This window comes from Jeotgalicoccus coquinae (assembly GCF_014207425.1).
GTDB lineage: Bacteria > Bacillota > Bacilli > Staphylococcales > Salinicoccaceae > Jeotgalicoccus > Jeotgalicoccus coquinae.
Genome location: NZ_JACHFF010000001.1, coordinates 207,071 through 230,029, shown reverse-complemented (window position 1 = coordinate 230,029; position 22,959 = coordinate 207,071). Strand labels below are relative to the sequence as shown.

General features: G+C 43.2%; 20 protein-coding genes. 1 reads left to right on the top strand and 19 read right to left on the bottom strand.

The window, feature by feature from the left end; translation table 11 throughout:
- Nucleotides 1-77 precede the first annotated feature (77 nt).
- A complete protein-coding gene (locus HNR41_RS01155) occupies nt 78-992 on the top strand; it encodes a TIGR01777 family oxidoreductase (protein WP_184280910.1) in 915 nt (304 codons plus the stop codon).
- A gap of 66 nt (nt 993-1,058) precedes the next feature.
- Here the strand turns inward: HNR41_RS01155 and whiA are convergent, their stop codons facing one another.
- The 19 genes from whiA to secA all read right to left on the bottom strand — a co-directional run bounded on the left by whiA (nt 1,059) and on the right by secA (nt 22,912).
- Nucleotides 1,059-2,003, bottom strand: a complete 945-nt coding sequence (whiA, locus tag HNR41_RS01150) for a DNA-binding protein WhiA (RefSeq protein ID WP_184280908.1) — start codon at nt 2,001-2,003, stop codon at nt 1,059-1,061.
- Nucleotides 2,004-2,030: 27 nt separating this feature from the next.
- The gene (locus HNR41_RS01145) at nt 2,031-3,005 is read right to left on the bottom strand and encodes a gluconeogenesis factor YvcK family protein (protein WP_184280906.1); all 975 of its coding nucleotides are present in this window, start codon (nt 3,003-3,005) and stop codon (nt 2,031-2,033) included.
- Nucleotides 2,992-3,876: an RNase adapter RapZ gene (rapZ, locus tag HNR41_RS01140; protein WP_184280904.1), complete on the bottom strand. Its 885-nt coding sequence runs from the start codon at nt 3,874-3,876 to the stop codon at nt 2,992-2,994. Before rapZ ends, HNR41_RS01145 begins: the two co-directional genes overlap by 14 nt.
- 104 nt (nt 3,877-3,980) lie before the next feature.
- Complete coding sequence (gene trxB, locus HNR41_RS01135; RefSeq protein WP_184280902.1) at nt 3,981-4,916, bottom strand: thioredoxin-disulfide reductase; 936 nt, start codon at nt 4,914-4,916, stop codon at nt 3,981-3,983.
- Between the two features lie 60 nt (nt 4,917-4,976).
- A complete protein-coding gene (locus HNR41_RS01130; protein ID WP_184280900.1) occupies nt 4,977-6,398 on the bottom strand; it encodes a tetratricopeptide repeat protein in 1,422 nt (473 codons plus the stop codon).
- The gene (locus HNR41_RS01125; RefSeq protein ID WP_184280898.1) at nt 6,398-6,880 is read right to left on the bottom strand and encodes an acyltransferase; all 483 of its coding nucleotides are present in this window, start codon (nt 6,878-6,880) and stop codon (nt 6,398-6,400) included. The genes HNR41_RS01130 and HNR41_RS01125 overlap by 1 nt, the downstream gene beginning before the upstream one ends.
- A gap of 1 nt (nt 6,881) precedes the next feature.
- Complete coding sequence (lgt, locus tag HNR41_RS01120) at nt 6,882-7,769, bottom strand: prolipoprotein diacylglyceryl transferase (protein WP_221432833.1); 888 nt, start codon at nt 7,767-7,769, stop codon at nt 6,882-6,884.
- Nucleotides 7,769-8,695: an HPr(Ser) kinase/phosphatase gene (hprK, locus tag HNR41_RS01115; RefSeq protein ID WP_184280896.1), complete on the bottom strand. Its 927-nt coding sequence runs from the start codon at nt 8,693-8,695 to the stop codon at nt 7,769-7,771. Before hprK ends, lgt begins: the two co-directional genes overlap by 1 nt.
- Nucleotides 8,696-8,796: 101 nt before the next feature.
- Nucleotides 8,797-9,948, bottom strand: coding sequence for a DUF4097 family beta strand repeat-containing protein (locus HNR41_RS01110; RefSeq protein ID WP_184280894.1), 1,152 nt, complete (start codon nt 9,946-9,948; stop codon nt 8,797-8,799).
- 12 nt (nt 9,949-9,960) lie between these two features.
- The gene (uvrA, locus tag HNR41_RS01105) at nt 9,961-12,789 is read right to left on the bottom strand and encodes an excinuclease ABC subunit UvrA (RefSeq protein WP_184280892.1); all 2,829 of its coding nucleotides are present in this window, start codon (nt 12,787-12,789) and stop codon (nt 9,961-9,963) included.
- 5 nt (nt 12,790-12,794) lie between these two features.
- On the bottom strand, nt 12,795-14,768 hold the full coding sequence (uvrB, locus tag HNR41_RS01100) for an excinuclease ABC subunit UvrB (protein ID WP_184280890.1): 1,974 nt from the start codon (nt 14,766-14,768) through the stop codon (nt 12,795-12,797).
- Nucleotides 14,769-14,845: 77 nt separating this feature from the next.
- Nucleotides 14,846-15,091 carry a CsbA family protein gene (locus HNR41_RS01095; RefSeq protein WP_184280889.1) on the bottom strand — a complete coding sequence of 82 codons (246 nt, stop codon included), beginning with the start codon at nt 15,089-15,091 and terminating at the stop codon, nt 14,846-14,848.
- 4 nt (nt 15,092-15,095) lie between these two features.
- Nucleotides 15,096-15,731: a YfbR-like 5'-deoxynucleotidase gene (locus tag HNR41_RS01090; RefSeq protein WP_184280887.1), complete on the bottom strand. Its 636-nt coding sequence runs from the start codon at nt 15,729-15,731 to the stop codon at nt 15,096-15,098.
- Nucleotides 15,732-16,319, bottom strand: coding sequence for a TlpA family protein disulfide reductase (locus HNR41_RS01085; protein WP_184282803.1), 588 nt, complete (start codon nt 16,317-16,319; stop codon nt 15,732-15,734).
- Nucleotides 16,320-16,428: 109 nt separating this feature from the next.
- The gene (locus HNR41_RS01080; protein WP_184280885.1) at nt 16,429-16,602 is read right to left on the bottom strand and encodes a hypothetical protein; all 174 of its coding nucleotides are present in this window, start codon (nt 16,600-16,602) and stop codon (nt 16,429-16,431) included.
- Between the two features lie 161 nt (nt 16,603-16,763).
- A complete protein-coding gene (locus HNR41_RS01075; RefSeq protein ID WP_184280883.1) occupies nt 16,764-18,500 on the bottom strand; it encodes a CHAP domain-containing protein in 1,737 nt (578 codons plus the stop codon).
- Nucleotides 18,501-18,908: 408 nt separating this feature from the next.
- Complete coding sequence (locus tag HNR41_RS01070) at nt 18,909-19,247, bottom strand: c-type cytochrome (RefSeq protein ID WP_184280881.1); 339 nt, start codon at nt 19,245-19,247, stop codon at nt 18,909-18,911.
- Nucleotides 19,248-19,269: 22 nt separating this feature from the next.
- Nucleotides 19,270-20,371 (bottom strand): peptide chain release factor 2 gene (gene prfB, locus HNR41_RS01065; protein WP_184280879.1). Its coding sequence is split into 2 segments (ribosomal slippage): nt 19,270-20,307 and nt 20,309-20,371, totalling 1,101 coding nucleotides; the frame shifts between segments, so codons are not numbered across the junction.
- 15 nt (nt 20,372-20,386) lie between these two features.
- On the bottom strand, nt 20,387-22,912 hold the full coding sequence (gene secA / locus HNR41_RS01060) for a preprotein translocase subunit SecA (protein WP_184280877.1): 2,526 nt from the start codon (nt 22,910-22,912) through the stop codon (nt 20,387-20,389).
- Nucleotides 22,913-22,959: the final 47 nt, after the last annotated feature.

Sequence of the window (22,959 nt, the reverse complement as noted above, 5' to 3'; positions counted from 1 at the left end):
GCTCAGGTCACATACGTGACTTGAGCTCTTTTTTCAATTAAAATAAAGATAATCATATGTATTGGGAGGTCACAGATTTGAATATTCTCATCACCGGCGGCACGGGTTTTATCGGCACGAAACTGACAAATGCACTCCGAAAAGACCGTCATCATGTTTACATTTTAACGCGGCAGGAACAGACGAGCGAACATCCTTATATACATTATATTAAGTACGATGACAGCAACTTTAATAATATCGACTGGGCTGAAAATCTGCCTGAGGACTTCGATTTGATTTACAACTTCGCAGGCGCTTCGCTGAATGAAAAATGGACTGAAGAATACAAAGAACTGATACTTTCAAGCAGACTCGGCATGACTAACATGCTCCATCGCTGGCTGGAAATATCCGGTATTAAGCCGCTTGCATTTGTTAACGCCAGTGCGGTCGGTTACTATCCGACCAGTGAAATTGTCGAGTTCGATGAACACGATCAATTATCATCGACGAACTTTTTATCAGACGTCGTGAACCGCTGGGAAGCTGCGGCAGCTAAAATTGGGGATTTAGGTATCCGCGTTGTATTCTCACGCTTCGGACTGGTGCTTGATAAAAACAATGGTGCTCTGCCTGTAATGGAAAAACTGTACAAGGCAAACGTCGGCGGTGAAATTGCAAACGGCAGGCAATGGTACTCATGGGTGCATATCGATGACGTCGTCAACGCACTGCTTTTTGTAGGTGTCAATCAGGAAATCAGCGGACCGGTAAACATTACCGCACCCGTGCAGGTCAGACAGCATGAATTCTCTAAAGTGCTGAGCGCTGTACTCGGTAAACCGAACTTTTTTAAAACACCGGGCTTTTTAATCGATAAAGCACTTGGCGAACGCGCTTTACTCGTTACGGAAGGACAGAAAGTTCATCCGTCAGTGTTATTGAACAATGATTTTAAATATTTATATCCGACGCTCGAGCAGGCGATGGAGAATATATACAGCGAGTAGATGTTTGTGAGGTTGGATTTACAGCACAAAGCGCATCCGAATTTGATTCGGATGCGCTTCTCTATATTAAAATACGATTTCTTCTCCGCCGCGCAGTTTATCAGCGATTTCGTCGAGTTTTCTCAAACGGTGATTGATTCCTGATTTGGAAATCGTACCGGTCGAGACGGCTTCCCCGATTTCTTTTAATGTCATGTCCTGATGTTCAACGCGGATACGCGCAACTTCTCTTAAGCGCTCAGGCAGTTCATCGATACCAATCTCCGCATCGATAAATTTAATGTTTTCCACCTGACGCATCGCTGCGTTGATTGTTTTGTTTAAATTGGCTGTTTCACAGTTTACTAACCGGTTGACCGAGTTGCGCATATCTCTGACGATACGGATATCTTCAAATTTTAACAGCGCCTGGTAACCGCCGATCAGGCTCAGGAACTCGGCAATTTTCTCTGCTTCTTTTAAGTAAATAATATAACCGCGTTTACGGTCAATATATTTAGCATTCAGCTCATAGCTGTTCATCAGATTCGTAATTGCCTGTGCGTGTTCTTCGTACAGCGAACCGATTTCCAGATGATATGCCGATGTTTCGGGGTTGTTCACTGAACCGCCCGCAAGGAATGCACCTCTTAAATAACTTCTTCTGCAGCATTCTTTATCGTTTATTTCATCGGTAATCGTGTTCGTCAGTACACCGCCTGAAAAGATTTTTAAATCTTCCAGTACATCTTTTGATTCTTTTTTAATGCGGCAAATATAAACGTTGTTCTTTTTCAGTTTCATCTTTTTTCTCACGAGAAGATCGATTTCTATTCTATATACATTTTTTATTAACGAAAAAATACGGCGTGCAATCGCAGCGTTTTCTGTCTGGACGTTAATGACCCACTGTCCGTCAAAGAAGCTGACCGCACCGTTCATTTTAATCAATGCAGACAGTTCGCTCTTCATGCAGCACTCATCCACTTCAATTCTCGTTAATTCATTTTTCATTTCAGAAGCAAATGACATGCTACCACGTTCCTTTCAAAATCCTGCCTAATACTTCAATGTCTCAGATTCACTGATTACAATGTCGTATATAATTTCAGCGAGCTTCTCATTATTATGGCGCACAACCCGTTCTTCATCGACGATAATCAGTTCGTCGTCGGTAATTACCTTAACACCGTGCGCTTCTATTTTATCCCGCTCGCTTTTAATAATCTGGACACCTCTGTTTTTATAAGTATCCGCCATTTCTTCATAGACGTCGCGTTCGTTTAATATGACGTAATCAATGACACGTGCTTTTAAATGCTTCTCTATCGCATAGAGGTGATCAAAAGCGGACATACCCATCGTTTCTCCCGGCTGTTCCAGCAAGTTCGACACATAGACTTTGATGCCCTGTGACTCTGTCACAGCTTCTGCGATGCCTTTAGGCAGCAGATTTGGAATAATACTCGTATACAGTGAACCCGGTCCGAGGACGATAATATCCGCTTCAAGTATCGCCTCTACTGCGGCCGGTGTCGCATCGATGTTTGTCGGGATTAAATACATTTCCTTTATTTCTTTTTTCACTTTCGGAATATAGCTTTCACCAATAATAATCGAGTCATCCGCCATTCTCGCTGCGAGTTTCGGACTGACATTTGTCGAAGGTATTACTGTCCCCTTAACGTTCAGTATTTTTGACAGTTCACTGACTGCGGTCGCAAAGTCGCCGCTGATATCATACATCGCAGCCAGCATTAAATTGCCGAGCGAGTGTCCTGATATTTCGTCTTTTTTAAAGCGGTAGGTAAACAGATGTTCGAGCTTGCTTTCCACTTCGCTTAATGCCGACATTACATTACGGATATCCCCGGGTGCAGGCATATCAATCTGGTCGCGGATAATTCCTGTTGACCCACCATCATCCGCAACTGATACAATTGCAGAAATATCGACAGGATAATTTTTTAATCCGCGAGATAAAACAGCAAGGCCGGTACCGCCGCCGATAATCGCAATTTTAATCTTTTTCATTTACAGTGCCTTCAATTCTCGCATCACGGTGGGTCGTGTTAACCGAGAATGTGAATTTCTCACCCAGATCTTTCGCAAGCCGGCGGGACAGTGCCACAGAACGATGCTGACCGCCTGTACAGCCTATCGCAATCGTCAGCTGGGATTTGCCTTCTTTAATATATTGAGGAATTAAATATTTAATCATATCGTACAGTTTGTCGTAAAATGTATCAGTATCCTGCCATTTCATTACGTAGTCGTACACTTCCTGATTCAACCCGGTTAACGGACGGTACTCCGGAATATAAAACGGATTCGGCAGAAAGCGGACATCGAACATCAAATCTGCATCGATTGGAACACCGTGTTTAAAACCGAAGCTCAGTACGTTGACAGCAAAGAACTGTTCACGTCCGCCGCTGTATAAAGTGAATATGCGGTCTCTCAGTTCTTTCGGTGACAGTTCTGTTGTATCGATAATAACAGATGCCCGTCCTTTTAGGTCATCGAGTATTTCACGTTCTTTTTTAATTGCTTCAAGTACAGAAACTCCTTCATTTAACGGATGGGAACGGCGCGTTTCTTTGTAACGGGCGACCAGTCTTTCATCATCCGTATCGAGGAAAACAATGCGGAGTATTATATCTTCGTTAATCAGCACAGTTTCCAGTTTCTGAATTAATACATCAAAAAATTCTTTGCCGCGAAGGTCAATGCCCAGTGCAACTTTGTTCATTTTACCGTCAGTTGATTCCATTAATTCTACGACTTTCGGAATAAGAATCGGGGGCAGATTGTCGATGCAGAAATAACCTGTATCTTCAATTGCTTCCAGTGCAACAGATTTACCTGAACCGCTCATACCTGTAATTATGATTAAATTTTTCATAAAGCACACCCTCAAATTTACTTATTTTCTAACAATTCCATTCACCCATATTATAACTGATAGCGTTACGAAAAAACCCCCTTGCGGGGGATTAATTCGATTAATTATTCGTTGTCTTCCAGCTGCTCTAAATAATGCTGCGCATTTTGCGCTGCAAGACTGCCGTCACCTGTCGCTGTAACAATCTGACGAAGTGATTTCTCTCTGACATCACCAGCGGCAAAGATGCCCGGTATTTCAGTTTCCATTTCTTCGTTCGTGACGATATAGCCGTTTTCATTTAAAATCCCTAAATCCTGAAACGGTGCTGTCAGCGGGAGCATACCGATGTAGATGAATACACCATCTGCATTGTAGTCATAAGTTTCACCTGTATTTTTGTTTTTCAGCGTGACTGACTCTACACGGTTTTCACCGTTGATTGTCTGCAGTTCCGTATCCCAGATAAAGTCAATTTTATCATTTTTAAATGCACGGTCCTGTAAAATTTTCTGAGCACGGAGCTCATCGCGGCGGTGAACAATTGTCACTTTACTCGCGTATTTCGTCAGGAATACACCCTCTTCAACGGCTGAATCCCCACCGCCGATAACGACAAGTTCACGTTCTTTAAAGAATGCGCCGTCACATACCGCACAGTAGCTTACACCACGTCCGCGAAGCAGATCTTCACCTGGTACGCCGATTGTTTTATACTCTGCACCTGTCGCAACGATTACACTCTTCGTATAAATGTCTTCAGACGATGTTTTCAGTATTTTGATGTCGCCATCCAGTTCAATACTTTTAATGTCGCCGTATTTGTACTCTGCACCGAATTTCTGAGAGTGCTCAAACATCTTGGAAGATAATTCCGGTCCTGTAATCATGCTGAAACCCGGGAAGTTTTCAACTTCTTCAGTGTTTGCCATCTGTCCGCCGGGCACACCGCGTTCAAGCATTACAGTTTTCAGTTCTGCACGGGATGCATAGACGGCAGCTGTCATGCCTGCAGGTCCCGCACCGATTATTACTACGTCATATATTGTTTTCTCTTTCATAATCGTTCTCCTTTTAAAAATTACTACATACAATTATATAGGCTTTCGATTTGTAATTCATTATATCTGCTTTATTCTGTCAATCGCTTTGTTCAATCTGTAAACCGTCGTATTAAACATCTCTGCAACACTTTTTTTCGTCAGCCTGCGGCCGCCGGGATACAAATATAATGCAGCTGCTGTATGACTCTCCACATCTTCAAACTCTTTATGCTTTTCATACAGTTCGTGAAACACGTTAATCCACATCAGCAGTGTTTCCTCATCCCTGATCGACTGATCGTACAGCAGTTCAAGTCCGATGTGCATACGTCCGAGACGCACGAGTTTCAAACCCTGGAATAGAAATGTCACGTACAGCTTTTCATAATCATCGAGCGTTTCAATATGATCCCATATCGATAAACCGATAATCGCTTCACGCGGTTCTATTTTACTGATTAAGTACAGTGCCAGGAGACGTTTGTGCTGGTCGTCATCGTGGAGGTACATGCTTTCCAGTTTAAGTATCTCTTCAGCCGCTTCCTCTTTCTTCCAGGGACTGAATTGCTCATCGATCGGATGAAAGTTCTGCATGCGCGTCCAGTAAATTTCAGACTCTTCATGTTTCCCTAAATGATAACTTGAAAAACTGAGTGCATGAAGCAGCTGGAAGTTTACTATCTTCTGCTTTTTATAAAGCGGGAACAGGAGCTTATATGAATGCTCATATTTCTGCAGGAAGTTCAGTACCAGTCCGACTTTAAATCGTGCATCATCATCCAGCGGTTCAACAACTTCAAGCTTTTTTAAATATGCTTCGTACTCGTCAAACCGTTCCGTATGGTAATGCAGCAGTGTCATATGGCTGAGTGCATGCATATCTGTCTGGTCATCTTCAAGCAGCTGTTCCAGCAGTATTTCTGCATCTTCAAACTTATTTAAAAATAAATATGCCATCGCTTTTAAGTTTCTGAACTCCGGTTCCTCCTGAATTTCCATCGGAAGTGAATCCAGATATTCAAGTGATTCCGAGACTTTCGCATTCATAAATAAATGCTGAAAAATCTGCTGGCCGATAAAACGCTCGGCTTCTTTTTCAAGTTCGTTCTCATCTTCGATTTCAACATCGAACATTTCTTCAAGCGTGTCGCCGTAATTTGATTCGGGATTATAATTCGAATATTGAACACCGTATAAAAATGCTTTGTTCGCATCGTGTTTTATAATATTAATCTGACTCAGCATATAAAAGTACTCCGGGTCGTAATTATCTCCGACAAAAGCTTCGATAATTAAATGTTCCGCTTCATTGCTGAAGCCGTTCTCGGCCATAACGTAAACATACTCGGACAGGTAATCCATATTGTCCGGGTTTTTATCGTGTGCTTTTTTAAGGAGACGGAGTGCTTCTTTTTTAAGATTCTGCTGTCGTTTTTTAATACCCTGCCTGTAGTAATGCTCTCCGTTTTGATCGAGAGAGATTACTTTGTTGTTATTCATTACGCTCTCTCCCTTATTATCATCGGATTGCCGTAGACGAGTGCATTATCGGGAACATCTTTTGAGATGACTGTGCCTGCGCCGACTTTAACATTGCTGCCTATTGTCACTCCCGGCAGTATTGTTGCATTCGCGCCGATCATCGTATTCTTTCCGATTTCAACTTTGCCGATTCTGTATTCATCTGTCAAATATTCATGTGTCAGTATCGTCGCATTATAGCCGATAATCGAGTTTTCACCGATTGTAATTAATTCGGGAAACATTAAATCCGGCATTGCTTTATAAGCAAATGACACGTGCGGTCCGATATTCATCTTAAGACCTGCACCGTATAATTTATGTTTTATTTTAGTCGATGGCATAAAACGCCCCGCTTCGATGACGATAAAGTTTTTAACCACTTTAACGAGAGAAACGGTGCGGTACAGATGCCACAGCGGATTAATTTTAAAGCCCGTATGCCGGGTTAATTTCCTCATACTACTTCTTCCTTTTTTTCTTCTTATTGACCACCGATGACTTTTTAATATATTTTGGCTCGTCTTTAGCTGCATAGTTGCCGTATACATCACCGTATTTCGGCAGGTCGTATTTCTGCTGGCGGTAAATCATAATAACCAGTGCGCCGATAATCGTAATTACCGAAATAACCTGTGCTGTTCTCAGCATATCGCCGATCATTAAGCTGTCAGTACGCATGCCTTCGATAAAGAACCTGCCGGCTGAATAGTATATCAGATAAACGAGTACTGTGTGGCCGAGCGGTAATTTTGATCGTATTAATAATAGTATAATAACGCCGATAATACTCCATATTGATTCATATAAAAATGTCGGATGGTAGTATGTACCGTCGATGTTCATATGATTAATAATAAATTCCGGAATCATTAAGTTCTCAAGGAATTCTCTTGCAACAGGCCCGCCGTGGGCTTCCTGGTTAATAAAATTGCCCCAGCGTCCGATGGCCTGGCCAAGCAGAATGCTCGGTGCGGCGATATCAGCAACCTGGAAAAAGCTGTAGCCTTTAGTTCTCGTATAGATAAGACCGGCAAGGAATCCGCCGATAAGTCCGCCGTGAATCGCCATGCCGCCTTCCCACACTTTAATAATATCAAGCGGGTTAAAGAAATAATAATCAAGATTAAAGAAGACATAATACAGACGTGCACCGATAAGCGAGAAGATAATAATATACATCATTAAATCCATAAATAAATCTTCAGGCAGTCCTTTTTTTATCGTTTCTTTATTGGCTAAATAATAGCCGAGTATCATTCCGGTTAAAATGATAATGCCGTACCAGTGAATGGACAGCGGTCCAAGTGATATTGCCACCGGATCGATGGCGGCGTTTAAAATCATCATTAGCTGCCTCCGTTGCTTTTAATCTTTGCATTTAAGCGGTCGTTAAATTCATGGGCTGCATTATGCCCCATCTGATTAAGACGGTGGTTCATCGCAGCGACTTCGATAATGCCTGCAAGACTTCGTCCCGGACGAATCGGAATTACTTTTTTTGTCACTTCCGAGTTCAGAATTTTAATCTTTTCATCTTCAAGACCAAGACGGTCGTATGTATTATTGTCCGTCCAGTTCTCAAGATGGACGTTCAGCATAATACGTTTCTCGGACAGAATACACCCTGCGCCGAACAGTGTCATTACATTAATAATGCCGAGTCCGCGTATTTCAAGAAGATGCTGAATCAGTTCGGGTGCCGAGCCCATCAGCACATTCTTGTTTACTTCTTTAATTTCAACGTTATCATCCGCAACAAGGCGGTGACCATTTTTAACAAGTTCAAGTGCGGTCTCACTTTTACCGATGCCGCTTTCCCCCGTAATCATTACACCGATACCGTACACGTCAACAAGCACACCGTGCATGTTTGTTTCCGGCGCCAGTTCCTTCTCCAGATACGTCGTAATACGGCTCGTAAAGTTCGTCGTATTATCTTCTGTAATCAGCAGTACCGTATTTGTCTGGTTGCATGCTTCGATTAATTCAAGCGGCGGCTGCTGGCTTCTTGTAACGATAATACACGGCGTTTCTTTTCTGCATAAACGCTTCGCACGGTCTTCACGTTCACGGTCCGACAGAACACGTTCGAAGAACGAAATTTCCTTCATCCCGAGAACCTGCACCCGGTCGGAGGAATAGTGGGAGAAATATCCTGCTATTTCAAGTCCCGGCCTCGACAGATCAAAGCTTGGAATTTCGTTCTCAAGCCCAGGATTTCCACCCCATATTTTCAAGTTAAATTCCTCGACTAAATCTTTTACCAATAACATCGCTGCACCTCCGTCCGTTCTTCAACGAATAAGTTTACTGTTTAGTTATATTATAGCAAAAAATGGGCTGGCAATCGCCAGCCCGTACTTATTAATATTTTTTAACTGCGGTGCAATGTCACACTGCCGACTTTAGTGCCGACTTCGAGGAACATTCCCGGCTCGTCTGTGTTGTTTACTAGCATCAGCTCTTTAAAGCCGATATCCTGCTGTTTCATATAGCGTGCATCGAGTTCAGGCGGATAGTTAATCTGTCCAAGTACTGTGGACAGACGGCCTTCAAGCTCTCTGCCATTAGGTACACTGATATTAATGCTGCCCATGTTCGAGTTGATTGTCGCTTCTTCAGTTTCTTTCTTAAGCGCAATATTCACTGAACCGTTCGATGAAATATCAATGGTTTTTGCATCCAGGTTATCCGTTAAAATCGTACCGAGCATAGAGACAATCTCGATACCTTTATACTGTCCTTCAGACACTTTAATGCTGCCCCGGGACGTACGGAGAAATGCATTCTTCGCTTCGACCTGATTCAGTTCGATATCACCGTTTAACAGATCCACCGTCAGGTCGGTAAATGACTTATCAGCGATTTTCACATTGCCGTTTGATGTTGATAAAATGATGCGTCTGAGTGTTTCTGCAGTCACTTCAATTACTACGTTCACACGTGCAGACTTAATGTCCGACACGATAACAAGTTCATCGTTTTTAACATCGCAGATAATGTCCTGGAAGTAGTTTTTCTTCGCATCGAGTTTACGGTAAAACGGCGTCACTTCAAATTTAACAACGTCGCCGCGCTCGGCAGGTTTTAATTCAACGCTGCCGTTTGCGATATCGACAGAAATACTGCTGAACGGCTGATCAATCGTTTCGATTAAACGGTTTTTCGGTCCCTGTGAAAATACAGAGTCGAATGAAGAACCGACTGAGTCAAATGCTTTCTCCAGTCCGTCAAACATCTGCTTCGCCTGACGGCCGCCTGTAAATTTACCTTTAACGTTCGTATACGTATCGTTCACTTTATCTTTATTTACATACTTATTAAACTCATCGACAAACTGTCCGACATAATCACCGAACAGACCGCCTGGTTCTCCGCTGTCTGACTCCTCGCGCCCGGTTTTTCTGCCGTGTTCTTTCTGTTCCGGCTCTGATTTCGTATTAAGTGCCGACATCAGTTCAATTGCTTCTTCGGAAGTTATTTTGCCTTCTTCGAGCATTTTTAAAATGCGTTCTTTACTATCCACTGATATTACCTCCTAATGGTTTCTGTTTAACCACTTCTTAAGATGATGTCCCGTATAGCTGTTTTCATTCGCAATTACATCTTCTACTGTACCACTTACGACGATGTTTCCGCCACCTTCCCCGCCTTCAGGGCCGAGGTCAATAATGTGATCCGCCACTTTAATGACATCGAGGTTATGCTCGATAATAACAACTGTATCTCCCTGGTCAACGAGACGCTGAATGACGCCGATTAAGTTTTTAATATCTTCGGAATGCAGGCCGGTTGTCGGTTCATCCAGAATGTATAGCGTCTTGCCGTTTGAACGTTTGTGCAGTTCACTTGCGAGTTTTACACGCTGTGCCTCTCCGCCCGACAATGTTGTTGCGGGCTGACCTAGACGCACATAGCCGAGTCCGACATCGACAAGCGTCTTAATCTTACGTTTAATTTTAGGCAGGTTTTCAAAGAAATAATACGCTTCTTCTACTGTCATTTTTAACACATCTGCTATGCTTTTGTCTTTATATTTCACTTCAAGTGTTTCCCTGTTGTAGCGTTTGCCGTGACACACTTCACACGGCACGAAAACATCCGGTAAAAAGTGCATTTCTATACGGAGTATTCCGTCGCCCCGGCATGCTTCACAGCGTCCGCCTTTAACGTTAAAGCTGAAGCGTCCTTTTTTATAACCGCGGACTTTCGCTTCGTTCGTCTGAGCGAAAACATCTCTGATATCATCGAAGACCCCTGTATATGTTGCCGGGTTACTACGCGGTGTACGGCCAATCGGCGACTGGTCGATATCGATAATTTTATCTATATAATCTATGCCTTCGACTTTATCGTGGTCACCGGGCACTTCTTTTGTTTTATACAGCTGCGTGTGCAGGCTCTTATATAAAATTTCATTGATCAAGGTACTCTTGCCGGAACCCGATACCCCTGTAACGAGATTCAGCACACCGAGCGGAATAAAAACATCGATATTTTTAAGATTGTTTTCACGTGCACCTTTAATTTTAAATACTTTTTTCTTATCCGGTTTGCGGTAGTTTTCCGGCAGCGCGATTTCACGCTTTCCGCTTAAGTACTGGCCGGTTAATGAATTCTCATCTGCCATAACTTCTTTCGGCGTACCGTAAGATACCACTTCCCCGCCGTGTTCACCGGCACCCGGACCGATATCTATTAAATAATCACTTGCGAGCATCGTGTCTTCATCATGTTCAACGACGATTAATGTATTGCCAAGTTCTCTCATATCTTTCAGCGTGTTGATTAAACGTTCGTTATCACGCTGATGCAGTCCGATTGACGGTTCATCCAGAATATAGAGCACGCCGCTGAGACGTGAACCGATCTGTGTTGCCAGACGGATACGCTGCGCTTCACCGCCCGATAATGTCCCGCTCTTACGGTTCAGCGTTAAATAGTCGAGTCCAACGTTGCGGAGAAATGACAGTCTGCTGTCTATTTCTTTTAATATCGGCTCGGCAATTTCTTCGTTTTGAGCCGATAAGGAAATATTGTCGAAGAAGTCGATACCGTCTCTTACAGAACGCTCAACCACCTGACCGATATGTGTACCGTTTACTTTAACTGCCAGTGCTTCTTCGTTTAAACGGTAGCCGTCACAGCGGTTGCACTCACTTTCACGCATATACTGTGCCATAACATTTCTCGTATATTCTGAAGGACTTTCGTTATAACGTCTTTCAATGTTATTGAGCACGCCTTCAAACACCATTTTGCGTTCACGCACTACACCGTTGTCCTGGGCGAATTTAAATTTTATTTCATCATCGCCGCCTTTAAATATAATGTCCTGTTCTTTTTTACTCAAATCTTTAAACGGAACAGTCATATCGATACCGTAATAGTCAGCCGCCTGCGTTAACAGCTGCGTATAGTACGTCGAGCTGATCGGCTGCCATGTAATAATTGCACCGTCTTCCAGAGATACTTCCTGATCGGGTACGACGAGCGCTTTATCGACTGACATCTTCATGCCGAGACCGTCACATTCAATACATGCTCCATACGGTGCGTTGAATGAAAACAGGCGCGGTTCAAGTTCAGAAATCGTGAATCCGCACTCCGGACATGAAAAGTTTTCTGAGAAATGCAGGTCTTCTCCGTCTATAACATTTATCGTCACGTTGCCTTCTGTTTTCTCAAGTGCAACCTGCAAAGAGTCCGCGAGACGGGATTCGATGCCTTCCCTTACAGCAAGTCTGTCGATAACAACATCAATGTCGTGTTTTTTATTTTTGCTGAGTTCCGGCACTTCTTCAATGTCGAACATTTCACCGTTGACAACGACACGTGCGTAACCCTCTTTGCTCAGGTCGGTAATCAGTTTTTTATGCTGTCCTTTTTTACCGCGGATTAACGGCGCAAATACTTGAATACGTGTACGTTCAGGCAGCTGCATTATAATATCCGTCATTTCTTCAACGGTCTGAGATGAAATCTCAATGTCGTGAATCGGACAGAACGGCGTACCTGCACGTGCATATAACAGGCGGAGATAGTCGTATATTTCCGTAATTGTCGATACTGTTGAGCGCGGATTGTTACTTGTCGTTTTCTGGTCAATCGAAATTGCCGGCGATAGTCCTTCAATCGTATCCACATCGGGTTTCGACATCTGCCCTAAAAACTGGCGTGCGTATGAACTGAGCGACTCGACGTAACGGCGCTGCCCTTCGGCATAAATAGTATCGAACGCAAGCGACGATTTACCCGAACCGGATAAGCCTGTCATAACGACAAGCTGATCTCTCGGGATGTCCAGATTGACACCTTTTAAATTATTTTCTCTCGCACCTCTGATACTGATGAATGGATTCTTCATGTAACTCACCCTTCTGCCTGAATCTCAAATATTGCATCTCTTAATTCTGAAGCTGTTTCGAAGTCGAGTTCTTTCGCAGCTTCTTTCATTTCCTGCTCAAGCTTCTCAAGCAGTTTTTCTCGTTCTGACTTCGTCAGTTTCTTCGTTGCGGATTTTTTCTTGACCTTGTTATCTTCTTTAATATCTATATGCGCACTGATGACATCGCGTATGGCTTTATCAATCGTCGTCGGAGTAATATTATGTTTTTCGTTAAATGCAATTTGTGTTTCACGGCGTCTTGCCGTCTCATCGAGTGCATACTGCATCGAATCGGTAATTTTATCGGCGTACATAATTACGTGGCCGTTGCTGTTTCTTGCCGCTCTTCCGATAGTCTGAACGAGTGCACGGTTCGAACGGAGGAATCCTTCTTTATCCGCGTCGAGTATTGTTACGAGCGATACTTCAGGAATATCGAGACCTTCACGCAGAAGGTTAATTCCGACGAGAACATCGTACGTGCCGACACGAAGTTCGCGCAGTATTTCTATACGCTCAAGTGTCTTAATTTCAGAATGCAGATATTGTACTTTGATTCCTGCTTCTTTTAAATACGTCGTTAAGTCTTCCGACATTTTCTTCGTCAGTGTTGTAACCAATACCCGTTCGTTCTTCTCGATTCTCGCATGAATTTCTTCCATTAAATCATCAATCTGATGTTCCGACGGTCTGACGTCAATCGTCGGATCAAGCAGTCCTGTCGGACGGATAATCTGTTCGACCATCTTCTCTGTATGTTCAATTTCATACGGCCCCGGCGTTGCCGAAACATAAAGCAGCTGTTCCGCTTTTTCTTCGAACTCCGAAAACATCAGCGGTCTGTTATCGAGTGCACTCGGCAGCCTGAAACCGTGATCGACAAGCACCTGTTTACGCGCTTTGTCTCCGTTATACATTCCCCTGATTTGCGGAACAGTAACATGGGATTCATCAATCATTATAAGAAAATCTTTAAAGTAATCGATCAGCGTGTACGGTGTGGAACCGGGGTCGCGTAATGTTAAATGCACAGAATAGTTCTCGATACCCGAACAGAATCCCATTTCGCGCATCATTTCCAGATCGTAGTTCGTCCGCTGCTCCAGACGCTGTGCTTCCAGCAGTTTGTCTTCGGCACGGAATTTCTTCAGCTGTTCTTCCAGCTCTTTTTCAATACGTTCAATCGCGACTTTCAATTTTTCTTCGCGCGTTACGAAGTGGGATGCCGGGAAAATAGCAAAATGTTCTCGTTCTGCATACACTTCACCTGTTAAATAATCGATTTCACGGATCCGGTCAATCTCATCGCCGAAAAATTCCACGCGGATACACTGCTCGTCACGTGATGCCGGGAATACTTCCACAATATCGCCGCGTACTCTGAATGTCCCGCGTTTAAAATCGATATCGTTACGGGAATACTGAATGTCTACAAGCTTGCGCAGGAACTGATTGCGGTCGAGTTCCATTCCTGTACGGATGCTGACAACGAGATCACGGTATTCTTCCGGGTTACCCAGACCGTAAATACAGCTGACCGATGCAATAACGATAACGTCATCGCCTTCGAACAGCGAACTCGTTGCGGAGTGGCGCAGTTTATCGATTTCATCGTTGATGGATGCATCTTTTTCGATAAACGTATCCGTGCTCGGAACATATGCTTCCGGCTGGAAATAGTCATAATAGCTGACGAAGTATTCCACGCGGTTATTCGGGAAAAACTCTTTAAATTCGCTGTATAATTGTCCTGCCAGTGTTTTGTTATGGGCAATAATCAGAGTCGGTTTGCCGATTCTCTGAATTACCTGGCTCATCGTGTATGTTTTACCGGTACCTGTTGCACCCAGAAGTGTCTGGTGCCTCTGTCCGGAACTGATTTGTTCTACTAATTCTTCAATTGCTTGAGGCTGGTCACCAGCCGGCTCAAATTTAGAAACTAACTCGAAATCTGCCATTGTTTCGCCTCCACTTATTAATCTATACTATTTTAACAAAAATAGAGCAGAAATAACAAACATTTGTTCGGTCATCTCTACTCTTCATCTTCACTATTAAAATTATCAAGCTCAAAAATCTCTACTATAATATAGCCGACAAAAATTGATGCCGAATCTATGTATATTACCCACTCGCTGGGGTAAAATCCTCTGTAAATCGATGCTCCGAATAAGATAAACGTCAACATTACTGCAACGTACTTATGACGCGTCAGCCGCGTAAATACTACAACAGTCGTTGCAGGAACGACCATCGCCATCATGTACCAGTACAAATCCATAGCGCTACTCCCGGTTCAGAATGGAGTTTGTTATTTCAAACAGTTCATCTTTCGGAATGAAATGTTCCGACAGCATTTCTGTCAAAATGTTCTCAAGGAAGTCCTGTACACACACTAAATGTTCGAAGCGTTTAATCGTTGCGAGCGATTCTTCGTAGATTTCAAAAAACAGAGGTTCGGGGTTTCGCTTCTGTATTTCGCCGAACGATTCGTACAGCAGATCAATTTTATCGGCAACAGACAGAATCTGTCCTTCAAGTGTGCTGTCCTTGCCCTCTTTCAGACGTTCCTTATAGATCTGCTGATATTCGGGCGGAAATTCCGTTTCGATAAACTTTGTCGTCATTGTTTCTTCAACTTCCATAAACAGTGTGTTGAGTTCCAATGATGCATACTTAACCGGTGTTTTAATATCACCTGTAAATATTTCCGGATAGTCGTGGTTTAATGCTTTCTCATATAAAGACCGCCAGTTGATTTCATTCCCATTGTGCTCCTCAACCGTACCCAGATACTGGGCAATCTTTGTCACTTTAAATGAATGCGCTGCAACGTTGTGCTCCTGATACTTAAATTTTCCGGGACATCTGATAAGTTTTTCCAGATCATTTAAACTTTTAAAATACTGATGTACTCCCATTTATTGACGCTCCTTTACATAGTTAATGTAATTCGTAATCAATTCCGGTCCTATTTCTCCAATATACGCACGGACAACTTTACCGTTGGAATCAACGAAAAATGTAGTCGGCATCAAGCTGATTTTAAACTCATCCGTCATGCCTTTCTCATCTGTTAATTCAAACACCGGGTACTGTACGCCGTATGTGTCGAGAAACTCATCGCGGTTTTTAGCACTGTCATCGATATTAATGCCGACAACCTGAACTTCGCTCCCCGCCGTTTCCAATGCATACTCATTTAACTCCGGCGTTTCACGTTTACACGGTTCACACCATGATGCAAAAAAGTTAACGACAGTCACTTCATTATTCTGTATTATTTCATTCAGCTGTTCATCGCTGTTAATTACAGTCTCCGATTCTGTATCCAGTAAATTCAGACCGACAGCATAATGATTGTCACGCCCTTCAGAATCCTGCAGTGTCTTCAGGCTCCGTTCTTTCATCTCATCATCGGACATATTAATCACCGCACCGATGCTGACACCTATGAGCAGGAAGAATGCGATAAAAATAACCGCAATAATAAGCTTTTTACCCGTCATCCAATCCACTTTCCCTCTAATATCATTTTAATCATTTTAACATACCGGACTGATAAAGTACCGTTCCCGGACGTTAAGAAAATGTGAAAAATAACAGGTAAATCTGCACCTATAATTTATGATTATCACTCTGCCGGTCCTTCTTCCACTGCTCATGCATTTCTGTCACTTTATCGTCGAGTTTTTTAATCTGCCTGAACGTAATCAGATTAAGGAAAGCTAAAATAATTAAAGAAGTCAGTGCAACCGCCGTGTTGTGATCCTGTGAAATAATTTTCATCATATGATACTCCTTTCTTACATCTTCAAATACTGATTTAAATTTTTTTCTTCTATATAATACTCATAACCTATTATCAAATTTATATTCAGGTATATAAAAACAGCGGGAAACAAATCTATATAAAATAGACATGATTCCCGCTGGTTATATTAATGTATATATTAGTGAATGAAGTTATGGCTCGCAACTTGTGAAGCACTGATTGTTCTAGTGTTCTTGTCGCCTAATCCGCCGCCGAACTGCATTTCTGATACTAAGATTGATCCGTCTCCGTTAACACGTTCAACTACTGCAACGTGACCCTGACCATAAGCACCGTTAGTGTGAGCCGGAGCCTGCATCACTGCACCTACTGAAGGTGAGTTGGTTACTGAGTAACCTGCTGACTGTGCATTAGATGCCCAGCTCTTAGCGTCGCCCCAGTTATTTCCAACACTCATGCCCATTGATGAACGTTTTTCAAATACGTACCATGCACATGTACCCCATGAGTAGTGGTTTTTGCCGTTACTTGCACTTGAAACTGGAGTTGCTGCGTCAGGCTGTGACTCTTCTTCAGCCTTTTCAGCTGCTGCTTGTTCTGCTGCTCTTTCAGCTGCTGCCGCTTCAGCTTCTTCTGCTGCAATTCTGTCTGCCTCAGCTTGTTCAGCTGCTGCCTGTTCTTCAGCCTTTTCAGCTGCTGCTTGTTCAGCTGCTGCCGCTTCAGCTTCTTCTGCTGCAATTCTGTCTGCTTCTGCTTGTTCAGCTGCTGCCTGTTCTTCAGCTTCTTTTTGTGCTGCTGCTTCTTCAGCCGCCGCTTTCTCTGCTGCTTTCTTTTCTGCTGCAATTTTATCTGCTTCAGCCTGTTCTGCTGCTGCCTGTTTTTCAGCTTCTTTTTGTGCCGCTTCTTCTTCAGCTGCTGCTAATTCTGCTGCCGCTTCTTCTGCTGCAATTTTATCTGCTTCAGCCTGTTCCGCTGCTGCTTTCTCTTCAGCTTCCTGAGCTGCTTCTTCAGCCGCCGCTAATTCTGCTGCCGCTTCTTCTGCTGCAATTTTGTCCGCTTCTGCCTGTTCAGCTGCTGCTTTCTCTTCAGCTTCCTGAGCTGCTTCTTCAGCCGCTGCTAATTCTGCTGCCGCTTCTTCTGCAGCAATTTTGTCCGCTTCTGCCTGTTCAGCTGCTGCTTGTTCTTCAGCTGTTGGCTCAGTTACTTCAACTTCTTCCACTGCAGGCTCTTCTTCAACAACCTCTGCAACTGGTTCAGTTTCCTGAACTTCTTCTACTGCAGGTTCTTCTTCAACAACCTCTGCAGCTGGTTCAGTTTCCTGAACTTCTTCTACTGCAGGTTCTTCTTCAACAACTTCTACCACTGGTGCAGCTTCCTGAACTTCTTCTACTGCTGGTTCTTCTTCTGCTTCAACTGCTGGTGCAGCTTCCTGAACTTCTTCAACTGCCGGTTCAACTTCCTGAACTTCTTCTACAGCAGGTGCTTCTTCAACTTCTGCTGCTGGTTCAGCAGCTGCTGATCCGTCAATTGAAAGTTCCTGACCAACAAAAATAAGATCTGAAGATAAGCTGTTCCATTTCATGATTTCATTGTAATCTAATGAGAATTCCGCTCCAATTTGCCAAAGCGTATCTCCTGGTTTAACTATGTATGTTGATTCATTACTAGCAGGAGCAGGTGCTTTTTCAGCTTCCTCAGCTTCCTCTGGATTAACTGTCAGTACATCTCCCGGGAAAATAATATCACTTGAAAGTTCGTTATCAGCTTTTAACTCTGCAACTGATGTACCGACTTCATTAGCTATTCCCCATAAAGTGTCTCCACTTGATATCGTGTACTCGTCTGCTGAAACTGCTGTCGCCGCTACACCTGTAATTGCTGTCAATGTTGCTACTGAAACTACTGTCTTTTTCATAAAGTGAATTTCCTCCTGCTAGATAATTTAGTTTTATGTTATATGTTTTGAATAAGTATGTTTGCTTTGTCTGTTTTTTACCGTTCGTATATCTATTACGACACGAATCAAACTATAGCATAAGAAAACAGGAAATAGTGCATTGTAATATACTTGTAATATAAAAGAAATTTATTAGAAATGTAGGGAAAATATCTTTACAATTATAATATTTTTTAATCCTCTCCTCTCTTATATAAGCCGTCACTATCAATAGTAATTTTATTTACTCATATTTTGTATATTGTTATGTATAAATATTATTTCAGTTTTACTTCGAAATATAAATGATTATTTCACAAGCTTTATTATTCTTTACACAAAAAAACACGGACCCAATATACGCCCGTGTTTCACCTAATATTTAAATCATTTCTGGTCTGACAGCCACTCAACCAGTGCATCCAGATCTTCCGGATCTTCAACCATGCCGCCCGGCATAACATCTGTTCCTTCAACGATTACTGTACGAATCTGGTCCGCATCGAGTCTCGAGCCGACTTCCTGGAGATTTGGTCCTGATGCACCTTCCAGGTCAGCACCGTGACAGCTGAAGCATGATGTTGCACGGTATACTCTTTCCCCGTCTTCCACCGTTGCCTGGCCGTCACCTGTTACAGCAGCTTCTTCAGTATCTTCTTCATTTCCGCCGCATGCTCCGAGTAAAAGTACAAAACTAAAGCCTGCAGTCAGCAGCATTTTTTTCATTTAATACAGACCTCCAAATTTGTTACATGCTCCAGCGCAGATACGCATGTATAAACGGTGATAAATGGCCATCCATCACTTTATCAGTATTTCCTGATTCGTAATTTGTTCTATGATCTTTAACCATAGAGTACGGATGGAAGACATAACTTCTGATCTGGCTTCCCCATCCTATTTCTTTCTGTTCGCCTTTAATATTGTCAATTTCAGCGCGCTGTTCTTCGAGCTTGCGCTGATACAGTTTTGCTTTCAGCATCTGCATCGCCTGTTCGCGGTTTTTAATTTGTGAACGTTCATTCTGACACGTTACAACAACACCTGTCGGCAGGTGTGTAATACGTACGGCCGAGTCTGTCGTATTGACGTGCTGTCCACCCGCTCCGCTTGAGCGGTACGTATCGATTTTAATGTCATCATTGTTGATTTCAATTTCAATATCCGTATTTTTAAACTGAGGTGTTACTTCGCATGATGCGAATGACGTATGACGGCGCCCCGATGAGTCAAACGGTGATATTCTCACCAGTCTGTGCACACCTTTTTCAGCTTTTAACAAACCGTATGCATTCGGCCCTTTAATCGATAAAGACACGCTCTTCACACCGGCTTCATCACCGCCCTGATAGTCCATCGTTTCCACTTTGAATCCTTCAGATTCGCTGTAGCGCTGGTACATACGGAGCAGCATTTCCGCCCAGTCCTGTGATTCAGTTCCGCCGGCACCTGAATGCAGTTCAAGAATTGCATCCAGTGAATCGTGTTCGCCGCTTAACAGCAGGTTGAGTTCATACTCTTCGATTGCTGCCGAAGTTTCTTTAACCGACTCTTCCAGTAGTTCCGCCAGTTCCTCATCGTATTCTTCACGCAGCAGTTCATGTGATGTTTCAATATCATCTAGTGAATCACGCAGCGTATTAAAGCCGTCGACGATTTTTTTCAGATGGTTATTTGCTGCAATCACGTCTGATGCTTTGTCGCTGTCGTTCCAGAAATCCGGATCCAGCATCAGTTCTTCATTTTCCTGTATTTGAGTCTCTTTTTCTTCTAAGTCAAAGAGACCCCCTAAAGTCATTTAATTTATCTCTGCCGATTTGTAAAAAGTTTTTTACTTCGCTTAATTCCATATAATTTCCCCTAACTTATTGTCCGTGACAGTTTTTATATTTTTCGCCAGAGCCGCAAGGACACGGATCATTTCTGCCGACTTTCACCTGACGTTTAACCGGCTGCTTTTTAGCTTTTTGTTTGCCGTCGCCTGCATGCATCTGTTTCTTATCGACAACCTGCTCACGTTTCATTTCTTCATCTGTGCGCACTGTTGTTTTCAGCACGAACTTCGCAGTGTCGTCCTCAATGCTGACAAGCATGTTTTCAAACATTGTGATACCTTCGTTCTGGTATTCACGGAGCGGGTTGATCTGACCGTAGGAACGGAGGTGAATCCCCGTTCTCAGCTGGTCCATGCTGTCGATATGTTCAATCCACTTCTGGTCCATCGTTCGGAGCATCATCATACGTTCAAATAAACGCATCTTTTCTGTGCCGAGCGTTTCTTCTTTTTCTGCAAGATGCGCCTTGATTTTATCCATCAGAATCGTATAGATTTCTTCCGGACCGCGCCCGCGGATCTCATCGACGCTTATTTCATCTTCAGACAGATACATATCAATCAGTGTTTTAACATACTGATCGTAATCGATATTTTCCTCGTTATCCAGATCATAAAAATCGACTGTACGCTGCACAGAACGTTCAATCATATCGTTTAACAGTTCAGAGACATCGTCGTGATCGATAATTTCATCGCGCTCACCGTAAATAATCTCACGCTGTTTGCGGAGTACTTCATCATATTCAAGCAGTCGTTTACGCGCATCGAAGTTATTACCCTCAACGCGTTTCTGAGATGATTCCACACCGCGTGAAATCATTTTACTCGTCAGTTCTTCCTCACTCATACCCATGCGTTCCATCATGCTCTGAATTCTTTCAGAACCGAATCGTCGCATTAAGTCATCTTCAAGAGACAGGTAGAAAGTGCTTTCCCCAACGTCACCCTGACGTCCTGAACGTCCGCGGAGCTGATCATCAATACGGCGTGATTCATGACGTTCCGTACCGATTACAGCAAGTCCGCCTAAATCTTTAACACCTTCGCCGAGTTTAATATCCGTACCGCGTCCGGCCATGTTCGTCGCGATTGTTACCGCACCTTTTTTACCGGCTTCTTTAATGATTTCCGCTTCACGGCCGTGGTTTTTCGCATTTAATACGTTATGGCGTATGCCGTGTTTTCTAAGCAGATTCGAAATCAGCTCACTCGTTTCAACCGCAACAGTACCGATTAAAATCGGCTGTCCTGCACGGTGGCGTTCGATAACATCTTCAACAACCGCACGCAGCTTAATTTCTTCCGCCGCGTAAATTTTATCCGTGTTGTCGATTCTCTGAACCGGTTTGTTTGTCGGAATCTGAGTTACACGCATATTATATATATTCATGAACTCTTCTTCTTCGGTTTTCGCCGTCCCTGTCATACCCGACAGTTTATGGAACAGACGGAAAAAGTTCTGGAACGTAATCGATGCCATCGTGCGTGATTCGTTTTGAATATCCACGCCTTCTTTTGCTTCGATCGCCTGGTGAAGACCGTCTGAGAATCTGCGCCCTTTCATCGTACGTCCGGTAAACTGGTCGACGATTAAAATGCCTTCATCTTCAACAACGTAGTCCACGTCACGTTCCATTGAGAAGTTTGCTTTTAATGCCTGGTTAATATGGTGCAGCAGGCTGACATGCTTAACATCATAAAGATTGTCGATTTTAAACCATTTCTCCGCTTTTTCCATACCCGACTCATTCAGCTGAATGTTTCTCGTTTTAATGTCGTACGTATAGTCCTCTTCTTCTTTGAGCATTTTAGAGAACTGGTGCGCCTGCATATAGTACGTTTCGCGATCTTTTGCTTTGCCTGAAATAATTAACGGTGTACGCGCCTCATCAATTAAAATCGAGTCGACCTCATCAATTACGGTAAAGTTTAAACCGCGGAGCACACGGTCCTGTTTATACGTCACCATATTATCTCTTAAATAATCGAAGCCAAGTTCGTTATTTGTCGTGTACGTAATATCAGCTGCGAACGCTTCGCGTTTCTCTGTGCTGTTTTTCGCATTCAGGTTTAAACCGACAGTCAGTCCAAGGAAGTTATATAACACTTCAAGTTCAGCCATCTGAATTTCAGATAAGTATTCGTTGACTGTAATCACGTGAACGCCGCGTCCTGTCAGTGCATTTAAATACACAGGCATAGTCGCTGTCAGCGTTTTACCTTCCCCGGTTTTCATCTCTGCGATGTCACCTTTATGAAGTGCGATACCGCCCATGACTTGTACTTCGAACGGCTCCATGCCGAGCGTACGTTTAGATGCTTCACGGACTACAGCAAAGGCCTCCGCAAGCATATCGTCAAGCATCTTCTCTTCTTTCTTTCTGTCTCCTTCGGCAGTCTTCAACTGCTCCTGGAATGATACAGTTTTATTTTTAATTTCGTCATCACTTAATTTTTCTATTTCCGGTGCCAGTTCAAGCACTTTTTGCGCCTGTTTTCGCAATGCTTTTAATTCTCTTTTGTTGCCGTCGAACAATTTATCCAAAACACCCATGGATTTTCTCTCCCTCGTGAAAAATTACCTGTTTATACATCATTACA

Excerpts from the sequence above, each read along its gene's own strand:
- trxB (WP_184280902.1), bottom strand. The coding sequence starts at position 4,916 with ATGAAAGAGAAAACAATATATGACGTAGTAATAATCGGTGCGGGACCT.
- whiA (WP_184280908.1), bottom strand. The coding sequence starts at position 2,003 with ATGTCATTTGCTTCTGAAATGAAAAATGAATTAACGAGAATTGAAGTG.
- hprK (WP_184280896.1), bottom strand. The coding sequence starts at position 8,695 with ATGTTATTGGTAAAAGATTTAGTCGAGGAATTTAACTTGAAAATATGG.
- HNR41_RS01145 (WP_184280906.1), bottom strand. The coding sequence starts at position 3,005 with ATGAAAAAGATTAAAATTGCGATTATCGGCGGCGGTACCGGCCTTGCT.
- HNR41_RS01130 (WP_184280900.1), bottom strand. The coding sequence starts at position 6,398 with ATGAATAACAACAAAGTAATCTCTCTCGATCAAAACGGAGAGCATTAC.
- HNR41_RS01075 (WP_184280883.1), bottom strand. The coding sequence starts at position 18,500 with ATGAAAAAGACAGTAGTTTCAGTAGCAACATTGACAGCAATTACAGGT.
- HNR41_RS01080 (WP_184280885.1), bottom strand. The coding sequence starts at position 16,602 with ATGATGAAAATTATTTCACAGGATCACAACACGGCGGTTGCACTGACT.
- HNR41_RS01095 (WP_184280889.1), bottom strand. The coding sequence starts at position 15,091 with ATGGATTTGTACTGGTACATGATGGCGATGGTCGTTCCTGCAACGACT.
- HNR41_RS01070 (WP_184280881.1), bottom strand. The coding sequence starts at position 19,247 with ATGAAAAAAATGCTGCTGACTGCAGGCTTTAGTTTTGTACTTTTACTC.
- rapZ (WP_184280904.1), bottom strand. The coding sequence starts at position 3,876 with ATGAAAAATTTAATCATAATTACAGGTATGAGCGGTTCAGGTAAATCT.
- secA (WP_184280877.1), bottom strand. The coding sequence starts at position 22,912 with ATGGGTGTTTTGGATAAATTGTTCGACGGCAACAAAAGAGAATTAAAA.
- lgt (WP_221432833.1), bottom strand. The coding sequence starts at position 7,769 with ATGATGATTTTAAACGCCGCCATCGATCCGGTGGCAATATCACTTGGA.
- HNR41_RS01085 (WP_184282803.1), bottom strand. The coding sequence starts at position 16,319 with ATGACGGGTAAAAAGCTTATTATTGCGGTTATTTTTATCGCATTCTTC.
- uvrB (WP_184280890.1), bottom strand. The coding sequence starts at position 14,768 with ATGGCAGATTTCGAGTTAGTTTCTAAATTTGAGCCGGCTGGTGACCAG.
- uvrA (WP_184280892.1), bottom strand. The coding sequence starts at position 12,789 with ATGAAGAATCCATTCATCAGTATCAGAGGTGCGAGAGAAAATAATTTA.
- HNR41_RS01090 (WP_184280887.1), bottom strand. The coding sequence starts at position 15,731 with ATGGGAGTACATCAGTATTTTAAAAGTTTAAATGATCTGGAAAAACTT.
- HNR41_RS01125 (WP_184280898.1), bottom strand. The coding sequence starts at position 6,880 with ATGAGGAAATTAACCCGGCATACGGGCTTTAAAATTAATCCGCTGTGG.